We start from the raw sequence: 20,886 nt of genomic DNA, 5'->3' as shown, positions 1-20,886 counted from the left end.
CGAAAGCGATTACATTTTCTATATAAAATTAAAACTTTTCTGATAAAATAATATAAAAAATCTAATTATTGCAAGATTTAGATTCTATTTAGAGGAAAATAAGGATAAACAAGGGAAAAACTCTTACATATATTGTAAGAGTCAACGAAGTTCTAACCTTCTCGATAAAATTGATAAACTATAATTTACGATAAAATACATACAAGCAACTACTATAAACGTCGGAATCATATAATTTACATTTTGCCCGCTAATAATTTGAGCATTATGAATAAGCTCTGGTAGTGATATAACGACTGCTAGCGCTGTATCTTTCAGCAATGAAATAAACTGACTGACAAGTGGCGGGACCATTCTTCTTAATGCTTGTGGCAAAATAATATGCCACAGCGCTTGAACATACGTTAATCCGGAAGACCTCGCTGCTTCGATTTGCCCTTTTTCGATAGATAATAGACCACTTCGAACAATTTCAGATATCATTGCAGCTTCAAATATTGTTAAAGCAACAATTGTAGCTGTTATAATTTCTAATTTCAAGCCTGCTTCTGGAAGTGCAAAATACGTGAAAAATATAATTAACAGTAGTGGTAAGTTTCGAATCACTTCAACGATAATTCCTAATATTTGTGAGACGACAGGTATTTTCGTGTAGCGCAATATTCCTATTACACTACCGATAATAAAGCTAAGTACAATTGCTACGAGCGCTACCTCTAACGTTATAAGTAATCCTTTTAATAAAAATAGAATATGATCCCCTGTAATTGCTCCCTTAAAATCCATTTACACCGCCTCCTTTGCCAAGCGTTTTTCTAAATAACGCACTAGCATACTGAGCGGAATTGTTAATATTAAATAAAACATCCCGACAAATATATAAACATCAAACGTAACAAACGTCTTCGTTGAAATTAAATCTCCTTGATACATTAAATCAGTACCAGCGATAATTCCGAGTATGGAAGAGTTTTTTACTAAATTGAGAAATTGATTTCCTAGAGGAGGAATTACGATTTTCATCGCTTGAGGTAAGACAACATAATACATCGCCTGTACATACGTTAACCCTGAAGACCTTGCTGCTTCCATCTGACCTTTCGCGACTGATAGAATACCAGCGCGAATGACTTCCGCAATAAAAGCTGCCGTATATACCGTAAGCGTAACTGTTCCTGCTACAAAACCATTTAAAGTAATTCCTATTACAGGTAAAGCGAAATAAAATATAAATGCAATTAATACGAGTGGAATATTTCTTACAAACTCTACAAAAGCTGATCCTACCCAATTTAAAATACGAATCGGTGCAATACGCATTACCGCCAAAATTACTCCTAAAATAAAGCTTCCTATTAATGCAATTACACTAGACATAACTGTATATTTAAACCCTTCTAAATACATATCAATGTTATTCGTTAATATAGAAAAATCAGGCACATATTCTCCCCTCTTTCTTTACAAGAAGAGGATGAGTACTCTCATCCTCTCACTCTTACTATTTATCAAGAAAAATAAAGTTTCACTTTACTTCTCTTGTTTTTGACCGATCCATTTTTCATACAATTTATCGTATTCCCCGCTCGCCTTCATATCTTTTAGTAAATTATTAATCTCTTTCGTTAAATCGTCTGCACCTTTTTGCACTGCAATTCCGTACGGTTCATCTGTGAAAATTTTTCCTACTACTTCATAATTAGCATCTTGTTTTGCCATTCCATAAAGAATCGCATTATCTGTCGTTAACACATCACCTTTACCTGCCTTTAACGCTGTAAATGCCTCACTATAATTTTCAAATTCTAATACAGTCGCTTCTGGTGACTTTTGACGAATGTTATTTGTAGATGTTGATCCTTTTACAGCTAATACTTTAACGCCTTGTTTTATATCATCGACGCTCTTAATATTGCTTCCTTTTTTCACAAGTAACGATTGCCCTGCTTTAAAATATACATCTGAAAAATCAACTTCTTTTTTACGTTCTTCCGTAATTGTCATTGTTGCGATAATTGCATCAATATCACCATTTTTCAGTAGTGGAATACGTGTTTTAGACGTTACTTCTTTTAATTCTAGTTTCTTTTCATCTCCAAGGATTTTTTTCGCAAGCGCCTTTGCGATATCAACATCAAATCCTTCTACCTGCCCTGTTGAAGGATTTTTCAAGCCAAATAAGTTCGTATCATTCTTCACTCCAACTACTAGTTTTCCGCGCTTCTTAATTTGTTCAACAGCCCCGCCTTGCTTCGTATTCGTTTCTTTCGCCTCATCTTTTTTACTTCCGCACCCAGCAACGACAAGTACGAATAAACATGAAAATACGATTAACGTAAACAACTTTTTCATTTTAAGCATGAAATTCCTCCTTTAATGATTTAACACTCTTCTTAAAAATAGACGCGCTCTTTCTTTTTCAGGACTTGCAAAGAATTGCACTGGTGTTGTATCCTCAATGATTTGGCCATCATCCATAAATAAAATTCGATCTGCTACTTCTCTTGCAAATCCCATCTCATGCGTGACGACGACCATCGTCATCCCTTCTTTAGCTAGCGTTTTCATAACATCAAGTACTTCCCCAATCATCTCCGGATCAAGAGCAGACGTAGGCTCATCGAATAGCATAATTTCCGGCTGCATCGCAAGTCCTCTAGCAATTGCTACCCTTTGCTGTTGTCCTCCGGATAATTGATGCGGATATACATTAGCCTTCTCCGGGATTCCTACTTTCTCTAAATAAAACATTGCTGTTTTCTCTGCTTCTTCTTTGGAAACTTTATTTACTTTAATCGGTGCTAGTGTAATATTTTGCAGAACTGTTTTATGTGGATATAAATAAAAATGTTGAAAGACCATCCCAATATTTCGCCGCAATTCATTCATGTCCGTTTTTTTATTGTGTACCTCTGTATTTTGTACAATTAATTCTCCATCTGTAATTGCCTCTAATTGATTTATACATCGAAGCAATGTACTTTTTCCTGATCCTGAAGGCCCGACAACTACTACCACTTCGCCTTTTTTCACTTGCACATTAATATTTTTCAAAACTTGAAAGTTACCATAATATTTATTTACATTACGAAATTCTATCAACATACTCCCCCCTTCCCCTAACAACGCATGTACATTCTTTTTATATTCAAAAATAGTCCCAAAAATAACTTTCAGCTTCAATTTGTCCATAAAAAAAGCAAAGGGTTTCCCCTTTGCTTTTTTCATTTCTATTCTATTAAGATACTTCTTCTTTCTTATCTTTCCCGTATTCATGCTCCCAAAAATCAGCATTTTTAATTCCTAATTCCTGCGGATCAAATACTGGATCTTTCCCTTCTTTTTTCTGCTTTTCATAATCTTTTAATGCGATCAATGCTGGTTTTTGTAGTAGTAAAATCGCGATAATGTTAACCCATGCCATAATCCCTACACCAATGTCACCTAAAGCCCAAGCCGTTGCAGCTGTTTTTACACAACCATAGAATACGACTCCTAAGAATACAAATTTTAGTACGATGGACATCCAAGGACGGTCTTTATCACGATTTAAGTATGCAATATTCGTTTCTGCAATGTAGTAATACGCCATAATTGTTGTAAACGCGAAGAATAGTAAAGAAATTGCAACGAAACCGTTTCCAAATCCAGGGAAAACAGATTCTACTGCTGCCTGTGTATAACCAGGACCCGGCTGCGCACCATTTAATTTATTAACGATAAAGTTTTTTCCGCTTGCATCAAATACGTTATACATGCCTGTAATAATCATCATAAATGCTGTTGCTGAACAAACAAATAATGTATCAATGTAAACGGAAAATGCTTGTACTAACCCTTGTTTAGCTGGATGTGATACTTCAGCAGCTGCCGCCGCATGGGCCCCAGTTCCTTGCCCTGCTTCATTGGAATAAATACCACGTTTTACTCCCCAAGAGATTGCTAAACCAATAATTCCACCAAAAGCTGCTTCTAATGCAAAGGCACTTTTTAAAATTAACATGAAAGCATCTGGTAATTTTTCAATATTCATAGCAACAATCACGCAAGCTACTAAAATATAACCAAGCGCCATAAATGGCACTACAACTTGCGCTACATTAACAATTCGCTTAACTCCACCAAAAATAATAAGCGCTAATGCCGCTACTAATACCGCTCCGGATACAGAAGTATTAATACCGAAAGCTGTTTCCAAACTTACAGCAATACTATTTGCCTGAACACCCGGTAACAGCATCCCCGTTGCAAGAATTGTTGCTGCAACGAATACTAATGCATACCATTTAACCCCTAACCCTTTTTCAATGTAATAAGCTGGACCACCACGGAATTGCCCTTGATGCTTCGTCTTATATATTTGTGCAAGTGTCGATTCTACATAAGCAGAACCTGCTCCTAGAAACGCGACCGCCCACATCCAAAAGACAGCTCCTGGACCACCAAATGCAACAGCCGTTGCAACACCCGCAATATTTCCTGTTCCAACGCGCCCTGATAAAGAAAGTGCTAACGCCTGGAACGAAGAAACACCAGCATCCGATTTTTCTCCTTGAAATGTAAGCTTCACCATTTCTCCTACATGCCTTACTTGTAAAAACCTCGTTCGAATGGAAAAATATAAACCTGCTCCTAAACATAAATAAACAAGTGCTGGACTCCAAACAATATTATTGATCCAACTTACGATAGCTTCCAACATTCCCCCTCCTCTTTTTATAAAGAATATTCAGAATATATATAAAATTATAAGTGTATAGCGAATCTAGGACAATATTATTTTAATAAAGTAAACATATTTTTGTATAAAAAAACAAAGTATATATTTGTTTTATATACTTTGTTTTGAACTAAATGTATTATATATTCACAATTGCTTCTTTTTTGATAATTCTTCCGTATAGCTCTTCCGATAATTTCAAGAAATTATCAGGCATATCTTTCCCTTTAAACTTCTTTTGAAGCGTTCCATATAAACCTATATCACGTAAGCGTAAAAATAGTGGTAACGATTCATACCAACTATCCGCCAGCCTGTGCTCATATTCGTATCCTTTTCTTAACACTTGTAACTGTTTACGAGCGAATGTCGTCTTCTCCTCCACTGTCCACGGTGCAAAAAGGACCGAGTAATAAAGAACCATTGCCAAATCATGAATGAAGTAATTATAGGCAGCATCATCAAAATCAAAGATTGTTAGCTCTTTTCCATCATAATGGAAATTACCTGGATGAATATCGCCATGCATAAGACCGAACGTTTCTCTGCCAATTGGAAGAGTCTTTATTTCCTCCATTAATACAGCAGCAATCTCTTTCACTTTCTCATCTTCTAATTCATTAACAATGCTACTCTCGTCCTCTTCCCACGTATCACGGTAATCTGTTTTAGGATAATCCATTGTAAGGCGATGCAGTTGTCCAATCGCTTTTCCCCACGCTTCAAAGTAAGTATTTCCCCAATAAGGCGATTCCTCTCCTTTTACTTGCTCGCCTTTTGCATATGTAAATAAAGACGCGAAAAAGAACGTTCCATCCTCTGCTACAATTTCTTCTACAAGATTCTGAGACGTTGAATAAAGAGGTCCTGCTACCTTTGCCCCATTCTCCGCAACATATCGTAAAAAATCTAGTTCCGCCTCTACCTCTTGTTTAGAGCGATGAGAAGAATGCGTTAAACGTAATACGTAATCTTCATCATTATCACCCTTCGCCTTAAAAATATAATTTTCAAAATCTCCAAGTGGCTTTTCTTCCACTGTTACATGAAATTCTCTTGCCGCTCTTGCTAAAATTTCCTTTGTAAAAACACGTTCTACAGCTATTTCCATATGTATCCCTCCTATATATCTTCTTAATTCGACACAAATGTGAGAAGTACTGCTATGAAATTGAATAGTGCACAAAAGACAATGTAACGTAACTTTCAATCCTCTTTTTTTAAAAATAATTCAAGCATAAATTTCTCACAAACGACAAAAATTAACAGAAACAATTGCACTTTAAAAGAGGTGGAAATTATGACAGAGAAAAAAGAACAACAAGAGAGTAAAAAACAAAAGCATATGTTTCCATCACTTCCGGAGAACATTAATTACATTGAAAATAAACTTTCTCATTCTGATGATATAAAAAAATTAGATCTCCCTTTTCAAAACGGAAAAGGAACAATCTTATATATCGAATCTTTAGCAGATCCAAATCTAATTCATCAGTTAGCCCTTGAGCCTTTATTGACACGGTCAGACTTAGCTTTAGATAAAGCTTTTTCTACATTGAATATGACAAAAGAAACGAATTTAAATTATGGTGTGCAGCTTTTATTACAAGGTAAATCATTATATTTCCATGAGCAAGTCGAAAGCTTTTGTATTTTTGAAACAGCTCTATCTTTAAAAAGAGATATAACAGAGCCTGATAATGAAGGTATTGTACGTGGACCGCATACTGGTTTTGTAGAAGATTTAGCAACGAATTTAGCTTCTATTCGTAAACTCATTAAGAGTCCAAATGTAGTTGTTAAATATTTTACACTCGGTGAAGAAATGCACACGAAAGTAGCTATTGCTTATATTCAAAATATAGCTAATGATGATCTCGTTACCGAAGTAAAAAGAAGGCTAGAAACTATTAAAACCGATTCCCTTATGGCACCAGGTTATATACAAGAATTTATAGAAGATAATTCTTTCTCGCCATTTCCACAACAATTAAATACAGAGCGGCCAGATAGAACTGTCGCTAATTTAATGGAAGGCCGAGTTGCTATTTTATCCGATGGAGATCCAACAGCTCTTATCGTTCCTGTTACGTTATTCGCTTTCTATCAATCACCAGATGACTATAATAATCGCTGGATTGTTGGTTCTTTCGTCCGAATGATTCGCCTAGTGAGCTTCTTGATTGCCTTTCTCTTACCAGCTATATATATCGCAACCGTCGCTTTTCATCCTGATGTGTTGCCACTCGAGCTCGTTTATACAATTAAAGCTTCATTAGAAAAAGTACCTCTCCCTCCCATTTTTGAGGCTCTCTTAATGGAATTGATTTTCGAATTATTACGGGAAGCTGGTATTCGCTTGCCAAGCCGAGTTGGACAAACAATCGGTATTGTAGGCGGTTTAGTAATTGGTGATGCGATTGTAAAAGCTGGACTCGTTTCTTATACGATGATTATCGTTGTAGCTTTAACTGCAATTGCATCTTTTCTCGTTCCATCAAACGATATGAGTTCAGCAGTTCGTATTCTTCGTTTTCCATTAATGATTCTTGCTGCCATATTTGGATATGTAGGAATATCATTCGGTCTAATTATAACTTTCGTTCACTTATGTCAGCTTCATTCGTTTCATACACCATATCTTTCTCCTCTTGCACCTATGCGGATCAAAGATATGAAAGATTCTTTTGTAAGACTTCCAATTTGGTCGTTTTGGGAACGGCCTCATGATCCAAAGCCGAAAAAAATGCAACGACAGCATGTAACGAGAGAGGATGAGAATGGTGACAAACACGCAAAGTAAAATTTCACTTGTTCAATTTACCTTTTTCGTTATTCAGTGCCAAATCGGAGTTGGTATACTTTCTTTACCAAACCGTCTTCACCCAATAGCGAAAGGTGGCGGATGGATTTCTGCTCTCATCGCTGGTCTTGCAATTCAACTTATTATTTTACTTATGTGGTTTTTGTTAAGAAGATTTCCTGATGCAACTATGTATGAAATTTCTTCTATAATGTTTGGGAATAAATTCGGAAAACTATTAGGATTTTCATATGTTCTTTATTTTACACTTATCGGTATGACCGTTATGTTAAATGCTTGTAATGTCATTAAAGTATGGGTTTTGCAAGCAACCCCTTGGTCTGCAATTCTCATACTATTTACAATAGCTTGCTGCTATGTAGCCTATAATACATTTAAAGTAATTGTAAGATTTTATGTCATGGCTTCTATTCTCATTTTGCCCATGGCTCTTTTAATTGCACTAGGTTTTTCACGAGCTGATTTTTCTTATATTTTTCCAATTACAGAAGCCGGATGGTGGAATATTATTCAAGCTTCAAAGGAAACCATTACAGCTATGTATGGTTTTGAAATTATTCTGATCGCTTTTCCAAAAGTAAATGGGAATCCTGTTGCACGGCTAAAGGCCATTTCTATCGCTAATGGATTTGTAACTCTTTTTTACACTTTTACCGTTTGGATTTGCTTTATTGTATTTAGTCCAAAACAAGTTGAGCTTATTCCAGAACCAGTTGCTTACTTATTACGCTCTCTCCATATTGGGATTATAGACCGAACAGACCTAATTTTCATTCCAATTTGGATGATAACTGTTGTAGCCTCCATCGCTAGTTATTACTGTGCTGCTTCAATAGGAATTGGACATATATTCAATCTTGCTAATCATAAAAAAGCTGTTCCAATCGTTGGTATTATTGCTTTTAGTGTAGCCTTATTTATAGATACACCTGAGGAGCTTAAAGTACTTGCTACATTTACTGATAAATTCACCTATATTTTTATAGTAATTCTACCTTTTTTATTTCTTCTCTATTCCTTATTCAGAAATAAGAAAGGAGCTCCATATGCACAAAAAAACAATTAAATTATGTAGCATATTGTGCGCTAGCTCACTTCTTTCTGGTTGTTGGGATCAAGAACCTTTAAGAGATGCGAGATTAGCTTATAGTATTGGCTTTGATATTACAGAAGAAAATAAACTGCAGCAAACCATTGAACTCGTAAAGAGTTCGAGTGGGGATCAATCTTCATTTAAAAATGAAGTACATTCAGCAACTGGCTATAACATACGTGATACAAGTGATTCTTTAAGAAAAAACGTTACTGGTAATATTCGTTATTTCAAATATGGAGTAGAACTATTAGGAACAAAAATCCAAAAGAAAGGCATACTCCCTTATTTAGACGTTGGATTTAGAGATCCAACAAATCCAACCGCATTAGTAAAACTTATATCAGTAGATGGGGAAACGGATAAAATACTTGCCCAAAAGAAGGTAGGAAATTTATTAATTGGAGACTTTTTAAAGAAAAAAGTACAGAGCTTAGAAGACATGAGTATATTTCCAGATGAAACTTTAGAAACGGCCGCTACAAAAATGTTAGATCCCGGAAAAGATTTCACCCTCCCATCTATAAAGCTAAAAGGAAAAGAAGTTGTAACCAATGGGATAGCTCTATTTAACAAAGATAAATTAACTGGACTTTTACCTTTACGCCAATCGGTACTCTTCGTATTACTAACTGATAAAATGGGGAAAAGCGCTCGCATAACCCAAAAACTTACAAATAACGATTCATCTAGTACATCTGACTATCTTACAATTGAAGTAAGTAATCGAAAGTTAAAACGAGACTTAAAAATAACAACAGATAAAAAAGGAAATGTTTATGCTCACATTAAGCTCCAACTAAAAGTTATAGCACTTGAGGCTCCAAGAGATAATCTTTATAAAATGAGTGCAAGAAAAAAACTAAATAAAGAATTATCAAAGCAACTTACAAAAGAAGCAAAACAAATAACAAAAAAGCTACAAAAAGCAAACTGTGATGCTTTCGGTATCGGCAGACACCTTATCGCTTATCATCCTGATTTATGGAAGAAAAAAAATTGGAATAAAGATTATGCAAAAGTAAAATTTAAGCCTGAAGTAGAAGTAAATATTTTGTATAGTGGTGTCTTAAAATAAAAGGTTGTATGCCTCCTCGGCATACAACCTTTTATTTCGTATATCGATATACAATTGATTCATATGGTCTTAAATTTAAATTATTAATGTCCACACTTGAATCTTTATAATTTGATACTACTACTTCTTGTTTCATACCATCTACTTGAACATGAACTGGTACGGAATATGTGATGTCTTCTCCATAAAAGTTATTTATAACAAGTAGTACTTCATTCTCTACAGTACGTGTATATGCCCAAATCTTAGGATGATTTTCATCTAAAATAGCATACTCTCCTTCTGTAATAACATCATATGTTTTTCTTAGTTCAATTAGTTTTTGATAATGATAAAATACAGACTCATTATCTTCTAATGCCTTCTCTACGTTTATTTCTTTAAAGTTTTCAGCGACCGAAATCCAAGGTGTACTTGTTGTAAACCCGCTATTTATCTCTTCATTCCACTGCATCGGAGTGCGAGAGTTGTCACGAGATTTCTGCTTTAAAATCCCTATAATCTCTTCTTTTGATAGCCCTTCTTTTAGCTTTATATCGTATATATTTAACGATTCCACATCACGATATTGCTCGATGGACTCAAATTTAGGATTCGTCATACCGATTTCTTCCCCTTGATAAATATAAGGCGTTCCTTGCAGCATGTGCATGGCTGTCGCTAACATTTTTGCAGATTCGTTTCGGTACTTTCCATCATCACCAAAGCGTGACACGATGCGAGGCTGGTCATGATTACACCAAAATAAAGCATTCCATCCTTCGCCCTTTTGCATTTCAATTTGCCAGTTAGACATAATCTCTTTTAATTTAATAAAATCAAACTCTGCTTTCGTCCACTTATCACCATTCGGATAATCTACTTTTAAATGATGGAAACTAAACGTCATGCTTAGTTCATTGCGCTCAGGGTTAGAATATTTAATACAATTATCAATTGTCGTAGATGACATTTCTCCAACTGTAATTACATCTTTTCCTTCAAAAACATTTCGGTTCATCTCTTGTAAATATTCATGAACACGCGGACCATCTGTATAATACTTGCGCCCATCACTTGTCGCAGTACTACCTTCATCGTTTAAGAAGCATTGGTCTTTTGAAATTAAGTTAATGACATCTAATCGGAATCCTGTTACTCCTTTATCCAGCCAAAAACGCATCATATCATATACTTCTTCACGAAGTTTTTCATTTTCCCAATTTAAATCAGCTTGTGTTTCATCAAATAAATGTAAATAATATTGCTCCGTCTTCTCATCATATTTCCAAGCAGATCCACCAAACTTAGACTGCCAATTATTTTTTTCATCACGCCAAATATAGTAATTACGATATGGACTATTTTTATCTTCCTTCGCTTCTTTAAACCACTTATGTTCAGTCGAACTATGATTTACAACAATATCAAGCATAATCTCAATGTTACGTACTTTCGCTTTTGCTAAAAGTTCTTCAAACTCTTCCATCGTTCCGTAAGATGGATCAATGCTGTAGTAATCACTTACATCATATCCATTATCATTTTGTGGTGATTGGTATATCGGTGTTAACCATATATAATCCACTCCGAGTTCTTTTAAATAATCTAGTTTCTCTGTAACCCCTTTTATATCACCGGTTTCTCTATTGTAATAACTATTAAAGCTCTTCGGATAAATTTGATAGACTACACTTTTATGCCAATCCTTCATGTTTAACTTCCTCCTACTTCTGTTTGACTCTTTTTGCAAATAACCATGTTAAAGTAAATGGGATTACAACTGCAATAATCATTCCTACAATAAAAATTGGAATCGATTTCGGAATGATAGAAATAAATGCTGGCAATCCGCCAATTCCGATAGCAGGTGCTAATACACCATTTAATGTAATGAATATCGCTGCCACAGCAGACCCTATAATCGCTGCATAAAACGGGAACTTATTTCGTAAATTCACACCAAACATCGCTGGTTCTGTAATACCGAAGTATGCTGAAATGGCTGATGTCGATGCCATACTTTTATCATTTTGATTTTTAGAAATCCAGAACATCGCAAGTGCCGCACTACCTTGCGCAATGTTAGAAAGAGCGATCATCGGCCAAATAAATGTACCACCATGTTGTGCAATTAATTGTAAATCAATTGCAATAAACATATGATGCATACCTGTAATTACGAGCGGTGCATATAATGCTCCAAATAATACTGCTCCAACTACTGGTACTGTTTCATATACACCTACTAATCCTACTGTTAATAAATCTCCGATATGACGTGTAACCGGACCGATAATTCCTAATGCTAACACACCTGTCACAACGATTGTTGTAATTGGTACAACTAATAATTGAATTGCATTTGGTACATGTTTCTTTAAAAAGATTTCTACTTTACTTAACACAAATGCAGCTACTAAAACAGGTAAAATTTGTCCTTGATATCCTACCTTCTCAATTTGGAACAGTCCTAAAATATTGAAGTACTCAATCTTTTGACCCTCTAAACCAGTCGCTGCTTTTCCATAGTCCCAAGCGTTTAATAAGGCCGGATGCACAAGCATTAATCCCATAACAATCCCTAGTATTGGACTACCACCAAAACGCTTCGTTGCTGACCACCCGACAAGTGCTGGTAAGAATACGAATGCTGTATTGGCCATCATATTAATTAAATCCCAAAGCCCGCCTAAGTTCGGATAAACATCTAATAAATTTTTCCCATCAAAAAATAAGTCCTTTGCCCCTAATAGATTGTTAATACCCATTAGTAAACCAGCTGTTACGATCGCTGGTAATATCGGCATAAATACATCCGAAAATATTTTTACAAACTTTTGAGCTGGATTTAACTTCTGATTTCCAGAGTCTTTTACGTCAGCTACAGTCGATTCTTTCATACCTGCAAGCGTTATCAATTCAGCGTAAACACGATCTACATCCCCTGGACCAATTACAACTTGAAATATACCAGCGTTATGAAACGCTCCTTTCACTAATGAAACAGACTGTAATTTATCATTATCTATTTTACTTTCATCTTTTAAAGCGATACGGAGCCTCGTCACACAATGTGCAGCTTGTTCAATATTGTCTTTCCCACCAATATACTGCAACACTTCCTCTGCTGTTTTACGATAGTCTTTCCCCATATTCCCGTCCCTCTTTTCTTTTTTTGATACCGTTTACAATTACATATTAACTCGTATATATAAGTTAGTCAATACTCGTATATACGAGTTTGTGTTTTTTTTATAAAAAAAAGAGATGAAACAATATTTTGTTCCACCTCTTTACTTCCTGCGTGCCACATCCGAAAAGTGAAAAATATCTAAACGGTGGCGTGATTCTGTATATTCAAACTGACTTCCATCATACAAATGTGTAAAGTTTTTCACAACGACAACATAGTCTGTTCCATTTAAATCTAAATACTTTCTGTCATCCTCTGTACATGGCTGTACTTCTATTACCCTCTGCGAATAACTAATATGTAGCCCAAGCTCTTTCTCGATGTATTTATAAATCGATGCAGTTGCAATTTCTTTCGTTAATCCTGGAATAAACTCAGATACAAAATGATTTATATCTAAAATTACTTTTTCTCCATCAATATTTCGTACACGTTTAATATGGTCAATCTCTGTTTTTTCTTTCACGTTTAATAACTTTGCTACGTCTTCCGTCGCTTCGATTTTCTCCATTTCTACGACATCTGTAATACAATGACGCCCTAAACGTTCATTTTCTTCTTGAAAGCTTACAATACCACCGAAATTAAACTCAATGTTTTTTCGCTTTAAAACAAAAACACCTTTTCCATGAATTTTTTGCACATATCCACGCTCTTGCAGTAAATCTACTGCTTTTCTTACCGTACCTCGGCTTGCCTCATACTGCTTCATTAATTCTGTTTCTGATGGGATTTTGCATCCTTCTTTTAATTGCTTATTATCAATAGACTTACTGATTTCTGTATAAATTTGTTCATACTTACTCATCATCTACACTAGCCCCTTGTCACCTTCTAATTCTATATGTATTATACCATGCTACACTCTTCTGCCAATCTCTCACTTATTTTCCAGTATAGGAAAAATACAGGTGAATTTTTAATCTCTAAAACGGATTTTTATAAAAATTTTTATATTTTTCTTTTCATTCAAAAAAACATGTAGTATACTAACTTCAAAATCAGAGGAGAGAGGGAGCAAAGAACTATGCTTACTTATACAACAATTGTAGTTACATTTGCACAAAAACATCATCATCATACTTAACCCTTGAAACCTAGCGGAAAATTACGCGTAGGTACAAGGGTTATTCCCGTTGTACCTACGTCAGGCGAAGAGCCATGTAGGTATTTTTTATCTACATGGCTCTTTTTTTATTGTCAAAAAGGCTAGTAAAAAATGATGTTTAAGCAAAACTTACTACAAAGGAGTTAACAAAAATGGAAACGAAAAAATGGGGATTATGGGTTTTAACAGCATTTGTTATCGGGAATATGGTTGGCGGCGGCGTATTTATGCTTCCAGCAAATTTAGCACAAGTATCAGGTCCAATGGGTTCTACACTCGCATGGAGTATTACAGGCCTTGGCGTATTTATGATTGCACTTGTATTTGGAAATTTAGCGATTCGGAAACCAGAATTAAAAGCTGGACCACAAAGCTATGCTCAAGCGATGTTTCCTTCAAAAAAAGCTGGTAAAGTTGCAGGATATAGTATGGCATGGGGATATTGGGCTGCTAACTGGGCTGCAACAGCATCTGTTATTATTTCCTTTGCTGGATATTTATCAACGTTCTTTCCAGTTTTACAAAGTAAGCAAATTCTTTTTTCAATAAACGGATTTTCACTAGAACTCGGAAAAGGGTTAACTTTCCTCATATGTAGCCTTATGCTGTGGGGAATTCAATATATTCTTTCTCAAAATATTGATCGAGCTGGAAATATGAATCTACTTGCTACCATTGCAAAAATTATCGGATTTACAATGTTTATTGTAATTACATTATTCATTTTCAATGCCTCTAATTTCGGAGACGGTCAAACCTTTATGAATGAAGCTGGACAATCCATCTCGTTAGGTGGACAAATCAATTCAGCTGCTATTGCAACCCTCTGGGCATTTATCGGTATTGAATCAGCAGTTATGCTTTCTAATCGTGCAAAATCACAGCGCGATGTAAAAAAAGCTACGATTTTCGGATTAATTATCGCTCTTCTTATTTACATGTCAATTACTTTACTTACAATGGGAGCTCTTCCGCAAGATGCTTTAAAAGAGTCTCAAAAACCATTAGTAGACGCATTAAATTTAGCAATTGGAAATAAAGGTGCATATATAATGGCTTTACTCGCTCTTATATCTTTATTTGGATCTACAGTTGGCTGGATTGTTGTTAGTTCAGAAGTACCTTACCAGGCAGCAAAGAATGGACTTTTCCCTAAGTTTTTCGGGAAAACAAATAAAAAAGGTAGTCCTTCAAAATCATTATTGATTACAAATGTAATGACGCAAATCTTCTTATTTTCAACGATTTCTGGTACTGTTTCAGAAGCGTATAGTTTCGCTATCGTCGTAGCAACATTAGCCTATTTAATTCCATACCTTGTTTCTACTCTGTACCAATTCAAACTGGTTATTACAGGAGAAACGTATGATATAATGCCTGGTTCTCGAATAAAGGACGGGATCATTACTACATTGGCATTTGTATACTCAATTTGGGTTATCAAAACGGGAACTGCTGATTTAAAAACGTTCTTCTTAGGAATTGGATTGTTCGTATTAGGTCTTATTCTTTATCCCGTACTAATGAAAGACTCCCAAAAAACGAATTAAAGAAAGAGAAGCTGCTGGCTTCTCTTTTTTATTAAAAATCTGTAATTAACTTTTCTTTTAGCTCTCCTACAGATAAAGGTTTCGCATAATAAAATCCCTGTACATAATCACAGCTCATTGATTGTAATAAACTCTCTTGTTCTACTGTTTCTACCCCTTCAGCAACTACTGCTAAATTTAAACTATGAGCAATTTCAATAACAGATTTTACAATCGTTCGTTCTGGCTGTGCGTGATCATAATGAAATTCACGAATAAAATTACGATCAATTTTCACAATATCCAGTGGTAGTTGTTTTAAATAATATAAGGAAGAATAGCCAGTTCCGAAATCATCCAAAGCAATTAAAACACCCATATTTCTTAATTCTTGTAATGTAGCAATAATATAATCAAAATGGCGAACTGCAATGCTTTCCGTTATTTCTAATATTAAACGGTTCGGAGGAAAACCAGTTCTCTTTAAAATGCTACGTACAGACAAAATAAAACGTTTCTGCATTAATTGTTGTATAGATAAATTCACAGATAACTTTAGTCCTTCTTGATAATTTGGCAATGTTTTAAACAATCGGCATGATTTTTCTAATACCCAGTCTCCTAGCTTTATAATAAGTCCAGACTCTTCAGCTACGGGGATAAATTCGCTTGGTGAAATAGGTCCATCTTCTGTCATACATCGTACTAAAGCTTCTATACCAGAATATCTCTTCGTTTTCAAATCAATAATAGGCTGCAATGCTACATCTAACTCTTCATCACGAATTGCCTTTTGCAAAGCAAACTCAACTTTCATTCTGCGATTTATTTTCGCGCGTAGCTCATCTGTAAAGAAACATGCAGCATTTCTCCCCTGTTCTTTTGCACTATACATAGCTAAGTCAGAGTTTTTCAATAACGTTTCCACATCTTGTCCGTCTTGTGGATAAGAACAAAGTCCTAGACTAGCTGAAATGTATACTTCATGGCCTTCAAGCATAAATGGTGCCTGGAAACATGACAACACAGATGTCGCTAACTGCCTCATATCATCTTGTCTATGATTTTTTGTTAACAGCACAAATTCGTCGCCACCTAGCCTAGCCAGAACATCTTTCTCTCCTAGTACATAATGCAACCGTGAAGCAACTTCGCTTAAAAGTAAATCCCCTATCATATGACCTAACGTATCATTTACTAATTTAAAACGGTCCAAATCAAAGTAAATCATACCAAATTCTTTTTTATCTGCAATCAATTTATTAACGGTCGTTATTAATTGTAAACGGTTAGGCAAACTCGTTAAAGCATCATGATAGGCAAGTTCCCTATAACGACTTTCACTTAGCCGCAATCTATGTTCCGCTTCTTTTCTACTACTAATATCATTTCGAATTGCGATAAACTGGTATGGCTCTCCTTTTTCATTTAAAAATGGAACAATTGTTGTTTTGACCCAATAATATGTACCATCTTTTGCTCGATTCCGAATCTCACCTGTCCATACTTTCCCATTCAAAATACGTTTCCATAAGTTTTGAAAAAAGGTTTTCGGATGATGTCCTGAATTTAAAATACGGTGATCTTTTCCAATTAATTCTTCTCTTTTATATTTAGAGATTTCACAAAATTTATCATTTACATATGTAATAAGACCTTTTCGATCTGTAATTGCAACAATTGAAGACTCATCTAATGCTAACTTTAAATCTCGCAATGAAGAGTCATATAATGCATGACCTCTCTGTTCTAGCATGCGCATCTCTCCTTGCTTCCTATCTGACTAAAACACAACCTGTTTCTCTTCATAGAAATAGAGATATTTCATTTTCTAATACTAGCCCATTACATAAATTATCTTTTTAAATAGACCGATTAAAATAACATAATATTATTTGTAATAAAAAGCAATATTATACTGTTTCAATTATAACTAGTAGCTTCTCATCTCCCTAATTATCTCGTGCCTTATTATACTGCAATCCCTTTAAGTGGCTCTATCCAAGCCTTATTTCCAAATAAGTCCACTCATGTCTGGTTTCTTTGTTTTTTAATAACGAAATAGAAATTAGACCATACTAAATAACTATTCACGAATAATAATATGAAAACCTACATTAATGTATATGTTTTTGAATTACAATAACAAAATATTAACATATTTTCACCTTAATTTTGGAAGTATTTTATAAATAAATACCATATTAAACTAAAAAAGAGGATAGCCTCTTTTTTAGTTTAATATGAATAGGGTATTTGCTGATAACCTGGGTATGGCATTGGATACGCTACAGGGTATGGTGACGGATAAGTTACTGGATATGGAGCTGGATAATATCCTCCACTTGTTGTACCTGTTAATGCACCAGCTGTCAGTCCGCCTAACACTCCTCCTGCAAAGCTTCCAGGGAAAAATCCGCCTCCCCATGAACTACCACCCCAGCCCCAGCCGCCTCCGTGATGATGATGATGATCATAGTGATTGTGTCCTCCATGGTGATGCTGTCCGCCGTTATGATTGTGCCCACCATGATTGTGTCCTCCATGGTGATGATTCCGATAGTACAATCCATTATTTTCTATATAATTCATGTTTCTCCGCTCCTTTTCGATTTTTTCATTTTCATATGCATTAAGAGTGGGATAAAAATGTGATAGTACACTGTATGTAGGACAAATGCGGAAAGTATAGGTGAAATGTCTATATTTTGTAAAAAAAGCAAAACACCTTATAATAAAGATGTCATATTACATCTTCTATTTAGGAAGTCTATATTGAAAAAAGATTAGGGGAATTATATAGAAATGAAGAAGCCTATCGTTCAGTTACTATTAATATTTACAATTGTATCTATCGTTCTGTTCCTATTAAATACATCGTATATTTCGTTATATACATTTGTCGGTGCTCTATGGTCCATCACAATCGTAGGAATTTCATTCGTTATCTTTATAGAAAATAGATCTCCACAAAGCACATTGGCATGGTTTTTAGTATTAGCACTTCTTCCTATTATAGGTGTGCTTTTATACGCTATTTTCGGGCGCAGCCGCTGGAGAAGAAAAAAACATCTCCATCGTTCAGAAGAACAAAGAAAATTATTCCGTGAAATATTAGAAGGAAGAAGACTAGAGTTATTACTCACAGTCCCACTAAATGAACGTTCCATACATTTAACAGAAGTCATACAAAAATTTGGAGGCGGTCCTGCCGCAGATAAAACAACTACAAAACTTTTAACAAACGGAGATCAAACATTTTCAGAAATTTTGCGAGCTATAGAGCAGGCAAAACATCATATACATATTCAATACTACATTTATAAATCTGATGAAATTGGTACAAAAGTTCGAGATGCTTTAATACAAAAAGCAAAAGATGGTGTTATTATACGCTTCCTTTATGATGGTCTTGGAAGTAACACGTTAAGAAGACGATTTTTGCAACCTATGAAAGAAGCTGGGATTGAAATTGTAGAATTTGACCCTATTTTTTCAGCTTGGTTACTTGAAACTGTCAATTATCGTAATCATCGAAAAATCGTTATTGTAGATGGAGAAATTGGTTTTACCGGAGGACTCAATGTCGGTGATGAATATCTTGGCCGTTCAAAGAAATTTCCCGTTTGGCGTGATAGTCATTTAAAAATAGAAGGAAAAGCATTATATAAATTACAAGCAATCTTTCTAGAAGACTGGCTCTATGCCTCTAGTGGTTTAAATACTTATTCCTGGGATCAATTCATGAATAGACAATACTTCCCAGGTAAAGAGATTTCAAATGCAGAAGGTGCTGTTCAAATCGTAGCAAGCGGACCAAGCTCTGATGATAAAAGTATTCGTAATACATTATTAGCTGTTATGGGCTCTGCAAAAAAATCCATTTGGATCGCTACACCCTACTTTATTCCAGACCAAGAAACTTTAACATTATTACGCTTAAGTGCAATTGCCGGAATAGATGTACGGATTTTATATCCAGGTAAAAGTGATAGTATCATTAGTGATCAAGCATCTCAATCCTATTTCACTCCGCTTTTAAAAGCTGGTGCTTCTATTTACAGTTATAAAGATGGTTTTATGCATGCAAAAATTGTACTCGTTGATGATACAATTGCAACTATTGGAACAGCGAACATGGATGTACGTAGCTTTGAATTGAATTACGAAATTATTAGCGTACTTTATGAATCAAAAACAGTTCACGATATTAAACGTGATTTTGAAGAAGATTTTAAACACTCAACTGAAATTAAATGGAACTCTTTCCAAAAAAGAAGTATAAAAAAACGCATATTGGAGTCTTTCATGAGGCTCATTTCTCCTTTACTGTAGGCAATCAACTTCATCTTGATTGCTTTTTCTTTTCCCTTTATCCTCCTTCCTTTTCTTTGCATACCATATTAAAACAAGTTATCATAAGATGTATTACTTTATGAAAATAATGTTAGGTGGGAAATACATGTTAGAACAATTTCATATACATGCTGATTTAAAACAACAGCTTTCTACGATTCATGAAAAGAATAAACAAGAAGCTGGTGAAAATGCTCATTTAATCGGTACTAAAATATATAAAGCATCTGATAATAGCATTATCGAAGATGCGATTACAGCACTTCTTCTTGGCAAGAACATTCTATTAAAAGGACCGACTGGTAGTGGTAAAACAGTACTAGCGGAAACACTTTCTTCTTTATTCCAAAAACCAATGCATAGCATTAACTGCTCTGTCGACTTAGATGTAGAAGGTATTTTAGGATACAACACACTACAAACGAAAGATGGTGCATCTGAAGTTTCATTCGTTAACGGTCCTCTTATGAAAGCAATGAAGAACGGTCACTTCTTATATATTGACGAAATCAATATGGCAAAACCTGAAACTTTACCGCTACTTCACGGCGCATTAGATTACCGTAAAATGATCACAAACCCATTTACACAAGAGGTTGTATACGGTGATGAAGAATACCGTGTAATTGCTGCGATTAACGAAGGTTACGTTGGAACAAGTGAACTAAATGAAGCATTAAAAAACCGTTTCGTTATTATTGAAGTTCCTTACATTCAAGGTGACACATTAAAAGAACTATTATTAGCAGAGTCAAAATTAAATGATGTTGCAACAATTGAAAAGTTTGTTGCATTTGCAAGCGACCTTATGCCTTTAGCTCGCGATGGACGTGTAAGTGAAGAAGCAGCAAGTATTCGTGGTATTATCGATGCATGTGATTTAGGTGTATATATTCCTGTTATGCGAGCTATTGAACGAAGCATAATTGCAAAACTTAATGATGAAACAGAACAAATGACTGTCCGTGAATTAGCAGAAAGTTATTTCTTTGAGGGATAATTT

At 35.0% G+C, this 20,886-nt stretch carries 17 protein-coding genes; 6 read left to right on the top strand and 11 right to left on the bottom strand.

Features of this window, described 5'->3' with window-relative positions:
- Positions 1-141 precede the first annotated feature (141 nt).
- From MR170_RS08825 to MR170_RS08800, 6 genes are all read right to left on the bottom strand, one after another.
- Complete coding sequence (locus tag MR170_RS08825; RefSeq protein ID WP_000345978.1) at positions 142-786, bottom strand: amino acid ABC transporter permease; 645 nt, start codon at positions 784-786, stop codon at positions 142-144.
- Positions 787-1,443 carry an amino acid ABC transporter permease gene (locus tag MR170_RS08820; RefSeq protein WP_001112682.1) on the bottom strand — a complete coding sequence of 219 codons (657 nt, stop codon included), beginning with the start codon at positions 1,441-1,443 and terminating at the stop codon, positions 787-789. It abuts the gene before it with no gap.
- Between the two features lie 87 nt (positions 1,444-1,530).
- Entirely contained in the window at positions 1,531-2,361 is an 831-nt protein-coding gene (gene glnH, locus MR170_RS08815; RefSeq protein WP_043936501.1) for a glutamine ABC transporter substrate-binding protein GlnH, read from the bottom strand.
- Between the two features lie 12 nt (positions 2,362-2,373).
- A complete protein-coding gene (locus MR170_RS08810) occupies positions 2,374-3,294 on the bottom strand; it encodes an amino acid ABC transporter ATP-binding protein (protein WP_141542467.1) in 921 nt (306 codons plus the stop codon).
- Positions 3,239-4,699 (bottom strand): alanine/glycine:cation symporter family protein, encoded by a 1,461-nt coding sequence (locus MR170_RS08805; protein ID WP_000387486.1) that lies wholly within the window; start codon positions 4,697-4,699, stop codon positions 3,239-3,241. The genes MR170_RS08810 and MR170_RS08805 overlap by 56 nt, the downstream gene beginning before the upstream one ends.
- Positions 4,700-4,859: 160 nt before the next feature.
- Positions 4,860-5,831, bottom strand: coding sequence for a phosphotransferase enzyme family protein (locus MR170_RS08800; RefSeq protein ID WP_016083544.1), 972 nt, complete (start codon positions 5,829-5,831; stop codon positions 4,860-4,862).
- A gap of 189 nt (positions 5,832-6,020) precedes the next feature.
- On the opposite strand from MR170_RS08800, the gene gerKA reads away from it, so the two are divergent.
- Genes gerKA through MR170_RS08785 form a run of 3 tightly spaced genes read left to right on the top strand, consistent with a single transcriptional unit; the run spans position 6,021 to position 9,715 of the window.
- Positions 6,021-7,523 (top strand): spore germination protein GerKA, encoded by a 1,503-nt coding sequence (gene gerKA / locus MR170_RS08795; RefSeq protein WP_043936504.1) that lies wholly within the window; start codon positions 6,021-6,023, stop codon positions 7,521-7,523.
- Entirely contained in the window at positions 7,504-8,610 is a 1,107-nt protein-coding gene (locus MR170_RS08790) for a GerAB/ArcD/ProY family transporter (RefSeq protein ID WP_029441556.1), read from the top strand. Before gerKA ends, MR170_RS08790 begins: the two co-directional genes overlap by 20 nt.
- Positions 8,591-9,715 (top strand): Ger(x)C family spore germination protein, encoded by a 1,125-nt coding sequence (locus tag MR170_RS08785; protein WP_043936505.1) that lies wholly within the window; start codon positions 8,591-8,593, stop codon positions 9,713-9,715. Before MR170_RS08790 ends, MR170_RS08785 begins: the two co-directional genes overlap by 20 nt.
- Positions 9,716-9,746: 31 nt before the next feature.
- On the opposite strand, the gene treC is transcribed toward MR170_RS08785, so the two are convergent.
- The 3 genes from treC to treR form a co-directional block, all read right to left on the bottom strand.
- Entirely contained in the window at positions 9,747-11,408 is a 1,662-nt protein-coding gene (gene treC, locus MR170_RS08780) for an alpha,alpha-phosphotrehalase (RefSeq protein ID WP_242307953.1), read from the bottom strand.
- A gap of 13 nt (positions 11,409-11,421) precedes the next feature.
- Positions 11,422-12,849 (bottom strand): PTS system trehalose-specific EIIBC component, encoded by a 1,428-nt coding sequence (treP, locus tag MR170_RS08775; RefSeq protein WP_043936507.1) that lies wholly within the window; start codon positions 12,847-12,849, stop codon positions 11,422-11,424.
- Positions 12,850-12,990: 141 nt separating this feature from the next.
- Positions 12,991-13,701 carry a trehalose operon repressor gene (gene treR / locus MR170_RS08770; protein WP_098139036.1) on the bottom strand — a complete coding sequence of 237 codons (711 nt, stop codon included), beginning with the start codon at positions 13,699-13,701 and terminating at the stop codon, positions 12,991-12,993.
- Between the two features lie 449 nt (positions 13,702-14,150).
- Between treR and MR170_RS08765 the strand changes: the two genes are divergently transcribed.
- The gene (locus MR170_RS08765) at positions 14,151-15,548 is read left to right on the top strand and encodes an amino acid permease (RefSeq protein WP_043936509.1); all 1,398 of its coding nucleotides are present in this window, start codon (positions 14,151-14,153) and stop codon (positions 15,546-15,548) included.
- A gap of 31 nt (positions 15,549-15,579) precedes the next feature.
- On the opposite strand, the gene MR170_RS08760 is transcribed toward MR170_RS08765, so the two are convergent.
- Together MR170_RS08760 and MR170_RS08755 are read right to left on the bottom strand one after the other, a co-directional pair.
- Positions 15,580-17,283: a putative bifunctional diguanylate cyclase/phosphodiesterase gene (locus tag MR170_RS08760; protein WP_029441552.1), complete on the bottom strand. Its 1,704-nt coding sequence runs from the start codon at positions 17,281-17,283 to the stop codon at positions 15,580-15,582.
- 482 nt (positions 17,284-17,765) lie between these two features.
- Positions 17,766-18,119, bottom strand: coding sequence for a hypothetical protein (locus tag MR170_RS08755; RefSeq protein WP_043936510.1), 354 nt, complete (start codon positions 18,117-18,119; stop codon positions 17,766-17,768).
- Between the two features lie 213 nt (positions 18,120-18,332).
- Here MR170_RS08755 and MR170_RS08750 point away from each other — a divergent pair, with 213 nt between their 5' ends.
- Together MR170_RS08750 and MR170_RS08745 are read left to right on the top strand one after the other, a co-directional pair.
- Positions 18,333-19,862 carry a cardiolipin synthase gene (locus MR170_RS08750; RefSeq protein WP_043936511.1) on the top strand — a complete coding sequence of 510 codons (1,530 nt, stop codon included), beginning with the start codon at positions 18,333-18,335 and terminating at the stop codon, positions 19,860-19,862.
- 127 nt (positions 19,863-19,989) lie between these two features.
- Positions 19,990-20,883: an ATP-binding protein gene (locus tag MR170_RS08745; RefSeq protein ID WP_000892974.1), complete on the top strand. Its 894-nt coding sequence runs from the start codon at positions 19,990-19,992 to the stop codon at positions 20,881-20,883.
- Positions 20,884-20,886: the final 3 nt, after the last annotated feature.

Source organism: Bacillus cereus group sp. BfR-BA-01524 (assembly GCF_022662595.1).
Classification (GTDB): Bacteria; Bacillota; Bacilli; order Bacillales; family Bacillaceae_G; genus Bacillus_A; species Bacillus_A thuringiensis_S.
This window is presented reverse-complemented; position numbering and strand designations above follow the sequence as displayed.

Coding starts and splice junctions, on each gene's coding strand:
- MR170_RS08745 (WP_000892974.1), top strand. CDS start 19,990: ATGTTAGAACAATTTCATATACATGCTGATTTAAAACAACAGCTTTCT.
- treC (WP_242307953.1), bottom strand. CDS start 11,408: ATGAAGGATTGGCATAAAAGTGTAGTCTATCAAATTTATCCGAAGAGC.
- glnH (WP_043936501.1), bottom strand. CDS start 2,361: ATGCTTAAAATGAAAAAGTTGTTTACGTTAATCGTATTTTCATGTTTA.
- MR170_RS08765 (WP_043936509.1), top strand. CDS start 14,151: ATGGAAACGAAAAAATGGGGATTATGGGTTTTAACAGCATTTGTTATC.
- MR170_RS08750 (WP_043936511.1), top strand. CDS start 18,333: ATGAAGAAGCCTATCGTTCAGTTACTATTAATATTTACAATTGTATCT.
- MR170_RS08760 (WP_029441552.1), bottom strand. CDS start 17,283: ATGCTAGAACAGAGAGGTCATGCATTATATGACTCTTCATTGCGAGAT.
- MR170_RS08785 (WP_043936505.1), top strand. CDS start 8,591: ATGCACAAAAAAACAATTAAATTATGTAGCATATTGTGCGCTAGCTCA.
- treR (WP_098139036.1), bottom strand. CDS start 13,701: ATGATGAGTAAGTATGAACAAATTTATACAGAAATCAGTAAGTCTATT.
- treP (WP_043936507.1), bottom strand. CDS start 12,849: ATGGGGAAAGACTATCGTAAAACAGCAGAGGAAGTGTTGCAGTATATT.
- MR170_RS08810 (WP_141542467.1), bottom strand. CDS start 3,294: ATGCTGATTTTTGGGAGCATGAATACGGGAAAGATAAGAAAGAAGAAG.
- MR170_RS08825 (WP_000345978.1), bottom strand. CDS start 786: ATGGATTTTAAGGGAGCAATTACAGGGGATCATATTCTATTTTTATTA.
- gerKA (WP_043936504.1), top strand. CDS start 6,021: ATGACAGAGAAAAAAGAACAACAAGAGAGTAAAAAACAAAAGCATATG.
- MR170_RS08800 (WP_016083544.1), bottom strand. CDS start 5,831: ATGGAAATAGCTGTAGAACGTGTTTTTACAAAGGAAATTTTAGCAAGA.
- MR170_RS08755 (WP_043936510.1), bottom strand. CDS start 18,119: ATGAATTATATAGAAAATAATGGATTGTACTATCGGAATCATCACCAT.